A 10,637-nucleotide genomic window follows, 5' to 3' on the forward strand; every position below is an offset into this window, starting at 1 on the left:
CGGGGTCGCCTTTTCGTGGTTCGGTCGGTGGCGTGGTCTGCTGCGTCGGGCTCGGGGCGGACGGGAGCTGATCCAGGCGAACCCGGATCTCGGGCCGGGTCTCCTGCTGGATGCTGGTGTCGCGCCCGTTTTCGTCGGCCGCACGGCGTGGTGGTCGTCGCGGCGGCGGCACGGCGCGCGCAGCGGCCGTGCGGCGGTCCCGGGGAGCGCGGGACCAGGCCGCGGGCGGCGGGTGCGACGCGCGCGGGATCGCAGGATCGGGGCGGGGACGGATGCGTTCACGTCGTGAAGCCCTTTCGCGTGTGCTGAGTGTGCCGTCTGCGGTGTCTCGGTGGCGGGTCGTGCCGGGCCGGCGTCGCGTGCCGGTGCGGATCGCGCGTGCGAGGAGAGTCCGCGGAGAAACCGATGCGGGGCTGTCGCGGCCCGGGCGGTGTTCGGCGGCTCGGGTCGGGCGAGCACCGTCGCTTTCCGGTCTGCGGGGTCCGCCGGTTTGCGGCGCCTCGCGGCGAGCGCTCAGGCCGGTGTGGAGCCGCCGGCGGGCGGCTCCACACCGGGTGGGCGGTCAGGTGTGGTCGTCCATGACGTCCTCAGCCCAGTCCCTGTAGGCGGCGACGCTGGTGAAGGCCGTGTTGGCCTGCCCCGGCACCGGGCTTCCGCCGCGCGAGTCGAGCCCGGTGACGTACGGCCTGCCGTGCCGGTCGTAGACGATCGTCGGGCCGCCTGCGTCCCCGTAGGCGGGGCCGGTGCCGTTCTTGTGGCTCGTGCAGAATTCGCCGTTGGTGATGCCGGCGTCGGCGCACTGCGGCTTCGGAAGGACGGTCAGGTCCAACTGCTGGAGCATCGTCGGCAGCTTGTCCCGGTCGGGCTGCGCGGCGGGCACGGTCGCGCCCCAGCTGTAGGTCCGTTGCACGCTGCCCGGAGGAGGTGTCCACCACGCCATCCGCACGACCGGCACGTCGAGGGGCCGGTCGACGTGGAGCATGACGGCGTCGCCGGCTTTCCGGGGAGGGTTGACCTCGCCGGTCCAGTGCGGGTTGAGGTAGATCCCGTCGACGTTCGCCGTGCTGCCGCCCGCGGTGCGGTCGAGGCTCCCGACCCGGACGTGGAATTTCTTGTCCTTGGCCGGGAACTCGCCGGGGACGCCGAGATCGGCGACGCACTGCGCGGCGCTGAGAAGCCACTGGCGTCCGACCACGACCGACCCGCACGTCAACGCGTCGTGCACGCCTTCGCGTTCGGCGTCGAACATCAACGCCCCGACGAATGTGACCGACGCCGGTGCGGGCACGCCGCCGATGAGCCGGGCGGAAGCGACCGGACCGGCATCGGCCTCGACAGCGGACGCGGACGCGGCGGACGTCAACACCGCGCTCGCCGCGAGGGCGACGGCGCCGGCTGATGCGAACTTTCTGGAACGCATTTTTCCCTTTCTTCGGTGTGTGCACAGTCCGCGCCGGCCGGACGCGACCGGCGGGGTCAGGAGGGGTGCCGCCGTCGGGGGTGCGGCACGCCTGCGGAGACGGGCCGGTCCCGCGCCGGCTCCGGCCGGAACCGGCGCGGGACCGGCAGTGGACCCGGTCAGCCTCGCCGGGCCCCGGGCCGTGGCGACGGGTTCGGTCACGTTCGGCGTTGCGGTGAGATCCGCTCGTGCACGTGTCCCGTGCGGATCGCCGGGGACTGCCCGGCTCGGCGATCCGGCGGGGGATCCCAGGGCCTTGGAACAGTTTTCGCCGCACGTTCCGCAGCGCGTCGAGCACCCGGGGGGAGTGGTTGCTCGCCGCACCGGTTGTCCGCGACCGCGAGCACGGGCCCTGCCAGCGGCAGCCGGCATCGCCGGTCCGGGGGCCGCGGCGGGGACTGCGCGGCCGCCGCGCGGGAGCATCCCGCGACGAGGGCAGCGGCGCAGAGCGCGATCGCGAGCTTCCCGGAGAAGCGCATGTGCCCCTTTTCTCTTTCCTCGCAGGAATGTTCGGTGCCGATCCGGGGATGCGGACGACCGCGCGAGCGGGAACGTCAACGGCCGGGCGAGCGCGTCCGGTCATCGAGTGCCTTCCAGCAGGTTTCCCAACGCCTTGTCGAGGACCTCGTGCGCCATGCGGCAGCGGTCGGATGCAGGTTCTCCCGGCAGGACGGTCACGTTCGCCTCGGCGGTGGCGTATGCGCTGACGCCGACCGCGACGCGGCACGTGCCGCACTCGGCACGATCGTCGTCGTCGCCGAACCGGACTGCCGGGTATCCGCGTATCGCGTCGAGCGGACGGAACCGGTACGCGCGCTCGACGTCGGCGAGCCCGTTGCCGCCGCGGGCCGGGATGACGACCTGGATCAGGACGCCGAGTTTCTCCCAGTCGCAGCGGGGTTCGTCGACGACGTGCACGGTCGCCGCGCCCGGGACGGGGGAGCCGAGCAGACCGGAGACCTGTGCCGGGGTCAGAGCGCTGCAGGGGTTCTGTGCGAACCGGCGGATGTCGAGCGGGTGCGTGGTTGCCGCGTCCGCGCGGCCGGGCGGAGACGCGGGCGGGATGTCCGAAGGACGGGTCGTCGCCGAGCCCCGAGGGCCGGGAGCCGCGGTGTCCGCGCCCGCACATCCCGCGAGGAGGACCGTCGCGACGGCGAGGACCGCGGCGAGGCGCGCGGCAGCGCGGGAGGCCGGGCACCGGGGCACGGCCAAGCCGCGGAACAGGCGAGTCGCGGGCGCGGCGATCCGCGTGCAGGGGCTGTCGTGTCCCCGGCCTGCGGCCCGGGCCTCGGGTCGCGGCTGCCTGCCGACGTACGCGGCCGGGACGGGGGCGACGGCAGGGGAGGTTCCGTCCCGGGCGAGCGCGACCGCTCCGGCGACGCAACCGCCGACCCATGCCGCGACGACCAGCCACTGGCGCGCGTCGGAGGAGAGGGCGCGGCCGGCGGTTCGGCGCGCGGCCGCGGTCCAGGTGCTGCGGACAGACATGATCGGCGAGCTCGATTCAGGAGGCTGGACACGGGGCGGGGCGTCCGGCGGCGGTCGGCCGCCGCCGGAGCAGGACGACGCGGGTTCTCTCGGGCGCGCGTCCCGGCCTGCCGCGTGTGCCTCGTACGGTGCGGCGAGCGGATGGTGCTGCCGGGGTGCGGGCGCGACAGGAGCGAACGGCTGGTCGGGAGGTTCGGTGCGCCCTGGGCCGGGGCCGGCGATGCTGATACGGACGGCGTCGAGATTGGCGGCCCAGGCGGCGTGGCCGCCGACGGGGAGTCGGCGTGCGCTGGTGCTGGCGTGGTCGTGAGTGTCGCGCTGCGTCCCGCGTCGCCCTGGCGGCGTTGGTGCACGAGCTGATCGCGTTGGTGGGGGCCCGCACTGGTGAGCTCGCGTAATCACCTGTCGCGTGTTCTTCGATCTTGTAACGGGGTGTGATCGCCACTGGCGTAGCGAGCTCAGGTTCCTCCGGCTTCCGTGACCAGGCGGCGGTGTGGTCGGTCGAGTAGCCGAGGCTCTTGGCAACGACGGGTACGGGTGCTTGCAGGACGAGTTGGGGATCCCGTTGCCGGATCGGCCGGTGTCGCGGGTGCTGGGGACTGATGATTTCGCCCTTCGTAGATGTCATGACTACGCCGCCGCGGTGATCGACGCCGGCTATTGCGGAAACTGGGGCTTCGCCTCCAGCAGGCCGAGGAGCTGCTCCCTGCTCCACCCGCTCAATTCGGCGATCCGGTCCTGCGCTGGCCGGGTGAGGCGGAGTCGGCACTGCATGTACGAGGGAAGGTTTCGCAACCAAGCTTCCGCCCAGGACGCTAACGGATTCCCGCTCTGGGCCAGCTTCTCCAAGTCCACTGTCACTGTGTCCGGGGGTCGTACTCCGGTTGCTTCTTCGAGTGCGCTGTCGAGCAGGGCTCCGGGCGGCAGACCATATGCAATGCAGTACTGGACGAATCGGGGGACGGGGATTGCTGTCTTGCCCTTCTCGTGCCAGGAGACGGTATTCGTCACTTGGCCCGTCGCGCGTGCCGCGTCTTCCAAGCTCATCTTTCGACTTTTTCGCGCCGTGCGCAGAGCGCCGCCAAGGATCGTGCGGAACTCGTCCTCGACAGCTGAGGTGAAAGCTGGTCCGCTGTACGTTCTCGACTCGGCGGCATCGCCTGCGGTGTCGGCTGTGCCGTCCATTTCGGTTCCCTTTCAATCGGAACTGGAGCGCGGCGGAGATGACCGGTCGGAGGTCAGCCACCTCCGCCGCGCTGCTTCGGGGCGGAAGGCGGCGGGCCGGGGCCGCGGGGATGGCGCGGTCCCGGCCCGCCGGTGTCAGCCGGCCAACGCGAATTCGTGTTTCGCGGGACCGTGGGTGGTGACCGGCGCGGGGATCCGGCCGCGGGCCACGTCGAACATCCAGGCCCGGTAGGCCGGGGCGCTGGTGTACACGGTGGGTGCTTCGCCGGGCAGCGGTTTCGAGCCCCGGCTGCACATGCCGACCAGCTCCGGCACGCCGTCCTCGTCGAAGACGACGGCGGGACCGCCGGAATCGCCGGGTCCAGGGCCGTCGGTGCCGTCCGGGTTGTTCGTGCAGATCTCGTTGCGGGTGATCCCCGCGTCGGCGCACTTCCACGCCGGGATCACCCGCGAGTCGAGCTGCTGCAACTGGGTGGGCAGCGGCCCGGATCCGTCGGGATTCCACACGCCCCAGCCGTAGAACCGAACAGCTGTGCCCGGCCGGGCTTCGCGCGGAGCGACCCGGATCGGCTGGATGTCGACCGGACGCTGCAGCCGCAGCATCGCGGCGTCGAACATGGGATCGCCGCCCCACTTCCACCGGGGATCGACCACGACCTGGACCACGTCGCGGACCTCGCCGTCCTGGGTGCGGTCCTTCGACCCGACCCGGACGGAGAACTTCTTGTCCGCAGTGGGAATCGGATCGTTTCCGCCCGGCTCGTCGGTGACGCAATGCGCCGCCGTCGCGACCCAGCCGGGAAACACCAACGCCCCGGCGCAGGTCTCGTGGTCCACCACGTTGTGCTTGACCGCGGTGTAGCGGAGCGAGGCCACGTAGCCGGTGTCGCCGGTGGCTTGGGTGCCGCCGACGATGTGCGGTTGCACAGCGGCCGAGGCCGTGTTCGCCCCGCACAGCGCGGCCAGGGCGAACGCGACGCCGGCGAGCGCCGCGATGATTCTCTTCATGGGTTCCTTTCTGTCGAAAGTGGACACTTTCTGCTTCCCTCTGCGGCATTCTGTGCGCCGCAGAGGAAATCCCAGGAGGACTGCACCGGCAGCGTTCTCGGCACGGGGCTGAGTCGGCTGTCGCCGCACGGTCTCCGGTCCCGTGCTGGCGAGCCCGCTAGGGCTGCGGCTGTTGTCCTGCCGGGCCCGTCCGTCGCACCGGTGAGCGTGCGGCGGCATCCGCCGACCGGGTTTCCGTCTGCGGCGACGCCTCGGGCGGCACGCGACGAGGCCGGGACGGATGCCGCGGGTGTTCGGTCATCGCGCTCGTGCTCGCAGGTTTCCCACGATTTTCGTCATGACGCCGCGCGCGGTGTCGCAGGTGCCCGGGTTCGAGGCGGGCTGGGTGAGCCAGACGACGACGGCCTGGCGGTTGTTGACGCTCAGCGCGACTCGGCATTCGCCGTGGCTGCCGAGTGGCTGGTCGTTGCCGTAGGCGGCGAGCGGGTATCCCTCGATCGGCGCCAGCGGGACGACGACGGGGAATTGGGCGCCTTTCGTGCGGTAGACCGTGGTCTCGTCGGCGCCGGGGAGGTAGACGATGAGCGTCGCGCCGGAGGTCCAGGCGCAGGCGGGTGCGCCGCCTGCGGTGGCCGGTTTCGCGGGGACTCCGTTGCCGAAAAGCCCGGCCTGGGTCGGGTCGAGGGCGTCCTGTGCGGGGACGAGGAGATCGCACGGGCGCTGCGCGGCCCAGGAAATGTCGAGAGGCTTCGGCGTTCCGGCGGCGGGGGCCCGGCCGGTCGCGGTGGCGCTCGGCGCGGGCGCGGGCTGGTCGGCCCCGGAGCCCGAGCAGCCCGCGACGGCTGCGGCGACCGCCGCGAGCGCGAGCGCGTGCTGAGAACGGTGCAGCCGTGCCCTGCGCCGGGGCCGGAGTGTGTCGTGACGGGTGGCGCGGGGTGCGGTTGCGGGCACGGCGGTGTCCCTTCTGTCGAGGTGTTGTGCGGCGAGGCGGGAAGATTCGCGGCGGACGCGCGGGAAACGCGACGGGGCTCGTCGGCCGGGTGCGAGCCCGGGGCCTGCCCGGAGGCCGAAGGCCGGGGTGGGTCGTGGGCTGTCACGGCTCGCTCGTGCGGCGTGCGGGAGCGCCCAATCGCACCGGAACGCGGGCGGCCGAGTTCGCAAAGAGGGACTTCAGCGGTGGCAGGGAGCCGGGTTCGGCGGCCAGCGCCAGGCGCGGATACCGGCTGAACAGCGCCGGCAGGGCGACGGTTGCTTGCAGGCGTGCGAGGTGCGCGCCGAGGCAGAGGTGCGGGCCGCCGCCGAAGGCGAGGTGTTTCGCCGCGCTGCGGTGGATGTCGAAGGCGTCGGCGTCGGGGCCGTGGCGGTCGGTGTCGCGTCCGGCACTGCTGTATCCGGCGAGGACGAGGTCTCCGGCGGGGATGGCGGTGCCGGCGATCGTGATGTCGGTCAGCGGGTAGCGGGCGGGGAAGTTGCCGACGGGAGCGTTGCGGCGCAGGGATTCCTCGACCACGCGCGGCCACATGTCCGGGCCGCCGTCGCGGGCGGCGCGCAGTTGCCCGGGGTGGGCGAGCAGGGCCAGGGACGCGTTGGCGAGCAGGCTCGCGGTGGTTTCGTATCCGGCGGTGAGCAGCAGCCACAAGGTGTCGACGAGTTCCTCGGCTGACAGCGTCTTCGCGTCCTCGGCTTGCGTGTTCTTCTCGTCCGTCGACGCGTTCGTGTCGTTGTCGCAGAGTGCGATGAGCGCGGTGGTGATGTCGTCGGCGGGTTCGGTGCGGCGCAGGAGGACGAGGTCGCGCAGCAGGTGGTAGCGGGCGTGCTGGATGTGCGCGGCTTCGCCCGCGGTGAGGGTGGTGTCGAAGAGGCGTTGCACGAGGCCGGCGAGCAGGGGCCGCCAGTCGTGGGGGACGCCGACGAGGTCGCAGATGACGGTCAGCGGGACCTGCTCGGCGAAATGCGCGCGCAGGTCGACGACGCAGTCGGCGTCTGCCTTGCGGGGGAGGTGGTCGAGGAGGCCGTCGACGATGTTCTCGATCCCGGATCCCATGGCGGCGACGCGGGCGGGGGTGAAGACCTTGACGACCGGGCGGCGCAGCCGCAGATGGTCGTCTCCGTCGGCGTAGACCATGTTGTCGACCTTGAACATGCCCAGCAGCGGCCAGTCGGCGGGCACGGTCCCGTCGGCGAGCGCGGCCCAGTTCCGCCAGTCCTTGCTGACCTCGCGGTGGGCGAGCAGTTCGGCGACCGCGTCGTGGCGGATGATCAGCCAGGCGGGCACGTCGCCGGGCAGCACGACGCGCACGACCGGGCCGGCGGCGCGCATCCGGGCGGCTTCGCCGAAATGATCCGCGGCGGTGGGGTCGAGGGTGAACGGGCCGGGCGCGGCCGGTCGGGTGTCACGCGGCATGGCCGGACTCCTTCTGGCGGTCGGTGATGCGGGTGGCGAGGACGGGCAGCTGCGCGGGGCCGCGGGTCCACGGGGAGGGCTGCAGGGCGATGCGGCGGGGCTCGATCGCGAGACGCGCGTCGGGCAGGCGGTGCAAAGCGGTTTCGACGGCGGTGCGGGCGATGAGCCATCCGGCGCGCTGGGCGGGGCAGGCGTGATGCCCGACCCCCCAGGCGAGATGGGCGCGGTTGCCCGGCACGGGCCAGTCCTCGCCGTCCCGGCGGATCGCCGGGTCGGCGTTGGCCGCGGCGAACGCGAGGATCAGCGGGTCGCCTTTCGCGATGTGCCGTCCGCCGATCACGGTGTCGCACAAGGCGTAGCGGGCGGGCATGTTGCACATCGGCGGGTCGAGCCACAGCACTTCGTCGAGCGCGTGGTCGATCCCGAGGCGGCCGCCGCGCAGCCGGGCGGCGAACCGGGGGGCGCTGAGCAGGATGCGCAGGGTGTGGCCGATCCACACGGTGGTGGTCTCCCACCCGGCCGACATCATCAGCACCATCGACTGGACGATCTCCGCGTCGTCGCGCAGGGCCGGGTGGTTCAGGAACGCGGTGGTCAGATCGTCCTCGCCCGGCCGGTCGCGGTGTGCGGCGAGGACCCGGGCGAGGATGTCCTCGAGTTCTTCGTTGCCAGCCTGGGAGTCGTCGCCGGACCCGAACAGCGCGATCAGGCAGCGCTGCAGAACCTCGCTGAGGTCGGGGTCGATGCCGAACAGGCCGGCGACGGTGAGCATCGGGACCTGTTGGGCGTAGCCGGCGACCAGGTCGGCTTCGCCGGTGTCCGGGAGCCGGGCGAGGAGCCGGTCGCAGGTGGCGCGCACGACCCGGGCCATCCGGGGCTCGGAGAGCCCGGCGAGCCCGTGCACGAGCGGGGCGCGCAGCCGCGCATGCCTTTCGCCGTCGGCGAAATACGCGTTGTCGCGGGGGAACATCATCGGCGCGAGGCCGGAGCCGGCGGGCACGCGGCCTTCGGCGTACTGGCGCCAGTGGGCGGGGTTGCGAGCGAAGCGCACGTCGTCGCGCGAGACGGCGCGGACGTGTTCGTAGCCCATCACCAGCCAGGCAGGCACGCCGTCGGCGAGAGCGACCGGCGCGATCGGAAGACCGTCCCAGCGGGCCCGCAGCGCGGCGTAGGCGGCCTGCGGGTCGACGCAGACGGTGGTGTCGGTCAGCGGCCGCAAACCGGTGACCTGGTCGAGCGGAACCTTGGGCGGGGCGAGCGTGTCGGTCATCGGGCGGATGCCTCCGGAGAGTCGTGGCGGGCGAGGGCGTGGGCGACGACCTGGCACAGCGCAGCGATCGAGGAGGCGCGGTCGCGGGCGTCGCAGTGCATGAGCGGGGTCCGCGGGTTCAGGGCGAGCGCGGCGCGAATTTCGGCGTCGTCGTAGACGTGGGCGCCGGGGAAGTCGTTGACGGCGACGACATAGGGCAGGCCGCGGTCGTCGAGGTGGTCCAGCACGGGGAAGCACGCGGCGAGGCGGCGGACGTCGGCCAGCACCACCGCGCCGATCGCGCCCAGGACCAGGTCGTCCCACATGCTCCGGAACCGGTCCTGGCCCGGCAGCCCGAACAGGTAGAGCACGATCCAGGCCTCGGGCAGGGTGATGCGGCCGAAGTCCAGCGCGACGGTCGTGGTCGTTTTCGCCTCGACGCCCTCCAGCGGGTCGAGGCGCGCGCTGTCGGCGGTGAGGGGTTCCTCGGTGCGCAGCGGCGCGATCTCGCTGACGGCGCCGACCATGGTGGTCTTGCCGACGGCGAACGGCCCGGCGACGAGGATCTTCGCCGTGCTCGTGACGTCGCGGGACAGGTGGATCTCCTCGTCCTGCTCAGAGCTTCTGGAGGCCATGCAGCACCTTTTTCATGAACTCGGGGTCGGGGCGGTCGAGGCGCGCTTGCGCGTGCACGTCCAGCAGGCGGTCGTCGAGGAGGTCGCTGACGAGCACGCGCGCGACGGCGATGGGGAGCCGCTGCCGGGCCGCGGCCTCGGCCAGCGACAGCGGGCGGCGCAGGTCGGCCAGCAGCGCCCGTTTCTCGCTGACGGACCCGGTGTCGGCGCAGCCGGCCTCGGTCGCGCACAGCACCGTGTCCGGCAGGACCCGGACGCGGGTCGGGCGGGTCCGTCCGCCGGTCATCACATAGGTCGCCACCGGGCGGGCGGGAGCACCGTCGTCGCGCACCGTTCAGCCTCGCGCGGAGGTGAACCAGGCGGCGTCGCCGGGCCGGGCGACGCGCTCGGCCATCGCGGCGCCGATGAGTTTCAGGTTGACGCGGGTGGTGGTCACCACCGCCAGGCAGGCGGTCAGCGCGCCGTCGTCGCCGAGCGCGGCGCTGCGGACGAACATGTAGTGCCCGGCGCTGGCGCACATGCCGTGGTCGAACGCCTCGCCGGGTGAGGACACGTCCATCAGGGCCCGGGACACGGAGAGATGGCTGCTGGCGGCGGCCGCGAACCGTTCCGCGGCCGCGGTCCCGACGTCGCCGCGGTGCTCGCGCACCAGGCCGTCGCTGGTGAACACGACGGCGAAGCGGACCTCGGGCAGGTCGGCGAGGTCGCCGAGCAGCCAGGCGTCCTCGCGGTCTGCGGTGTCGGAGGCGGTGACGGTCGCGGCGGCAGTGTCCTGGTCGGTTGCAGAGGCGTCGGTCATGGCTGGTCCTCGGTGGTCGGAGCGGGGCGGGCAGAGTGAGGGGTGGGTGCGGGGCCGAGGAAGTCGGCCAAGGCCTGGCCGGCCTCCTCGGGGGTCTGCACGCGGGCGGGTGCGCGGGGCGGCGCGGGGGCGGCGGGCAGCTGCGCGGCGGCGTGCCGGCTGCGTTTCGGCAGGCCGTTCGAGGTGGTGCGCGACGCCGAGCTCGTGGGGGCAGGGCCGGGAGACTCCGGCCATCGGGGTGCGGGTTCGTGGCGCGGTCGGGGCGGCGCGGGCGGCTCGCATTCGGCGGCCGAGGCGAGCAGGTGTCGGGGGATCGTCACGCCGGCCGCGATGCCGCCGTGGACGGAACGGCCGAGGCGCACGGTGATGCCGTGCTCGCCGGCGAGACGGCCGACCACGGCCAGCCCGGT

The 10,637-nt window shown here is 73.0% G+C and carries 10 protein-coding genes and 1 pseudogene; all 11 read right to left on the minus strand.

The window, feature by feature from the left end; genetic code table 11:
• Window positions 1-562 precede the first annotated feature (562 nt).
• Window positions 563-1,420 carry a trypsin-like serine protease gene (locus tag A4R44_RS44795; RefSeq protein ID WP_067595695.1) on the minus strand — a complete coding sequence of 286 codons (858 nt, stop codon included), beginning with the start codon at window positions 1,418-1,420 and terminating at the stop codon, window positions 563-565.
• Between the two features lie 618 nt (window positions 1,421-2,038).
• Complete coding sequence (locus tag A4R44_RS44800) at window positions 2,039-2,947, minus strand: DUF3558 domain-containing protein (protein WP_067595697.1); 909 nt, start codon at window positions 2,945-2,947, stop codon at window positions 2,039-2,041.
• 657 nt (window positions 2,948-3,604) lie between these two features.
• Window positions 3,605-4,132, minus strand: a complete 528-nt coding sequence (locus tag A4R44_RS47665) for a helix-turn-helix domain-containing protein (protein ID WP_107648980.1) — start codon at window positions 4,130-4,132, stop codon at window positions 3,605-3,607.
• Window positions 4,133-4,267: 135 nt separating this feature from the next.
• Complete coding sequence (locus A4R44_RS44805) at window positions 4,268-5,140, minus strand: trypsin-like serine protease (protein WP_067595699.1); 873 nt, start codon at window positions 5,138-5,140, stop codon at window positions 4,268-4,270.
• Window positions 5,141-5,437: 297 nt separating this feature from the next.
• Window positions 5,438-6,091, minus strand: a complete 654-nt coding sequence (locus A4R44_RS44810; protein WP_067595701.1) for a DUF3558 family protein — start codon at window positions 6,089-6,091, stop codon at window positions 5,438-5,440.
• Between the two features lie 142 nt (window positions 6,092-6,233).
• The gene (locus A4R44_RS44815) at window positions 6,234-7,544 is read right to left on the minus strand and encodes a cytochrome P450 (RefSeq protein ID WP_067595703.1); all 1,311 of its coding nucleotides are present in this window, start codon (window positions 7,542-7,544) and stop codon (window positions 6,234-6,236) included.
• Window positions 7,534-8,814 (minus strand): cytochrome P450, encoded by a 1,281-nt coding sequence (locus A4R44_RS44820; RefSeq protein ID WP_067595705.1) that lies wholly within the window; start codon window positions 8,812-8,814, stop codon window positions 7,534-7,536. Before A4R44_RS44820 ends, A4R44_RS44815 begins: the two co-directional genes overlap by 11 nt.
• Window positions 8,811-9,428, minus strand: a complete 618-nt coding sequence (locus tag A4R44_RS44825; protein ID WP_067595707.1) for an ATP/GTP-binding protein — start codon at window positions 9,426-9,428, stop codon at window positions 8,811-8,813. Before A4R44_RS44825 ends, A4R44_RS44820 begins: the two co-directional genes overlap by 4 nt.
• Window positions 9,409-9,759, minus strand: coding sequence for a DUF742 domain-containing protein (locus A4R44_RS44830; RefSeq protein ID WP_095214023.1), 351 nt, complete (start codon window positions 9,757-9,759; stop codon window positions 9,409-9,411). The genes A4R44_RS44825 and A4R44_RS44830 overlap by 20 nt, the downstream gene beginning before the upstream one ends.
• Window positions 9,760-9,762: 3 nt before the next feature.
• Window positions 9,763-10,227: a roadblock/LC7 domain-containing protein gene (locus tag A4R44_RS49800; protein WP_161269673.1), complete on the minus strand. Its 465-nt coding sequence runs from the start codon at window positions 10,225-10,227 to the stop codon at window positions 9,763-9,765.
• Window positions 10,224-10,637: pseudogene (locus A4R44_RS49805) on the minus strand (hypothetical protein); the annotation flags it as partial. The gene A4R44_RS49800 and the pseudogene A4R44_RS49805, both read right to left, overlap by 4 nt.

The sequence above is a fragment of the Amycolatopsis sp. M39 genome, assembly GCF_001651785.1.
Classification (GTDB): Bacteria; Actinomycetota; Actinomycetes; order Mycobacteriales; family Pseudonocardiaceae; genus Amycolatopsis; species Amycolatopsis rubida.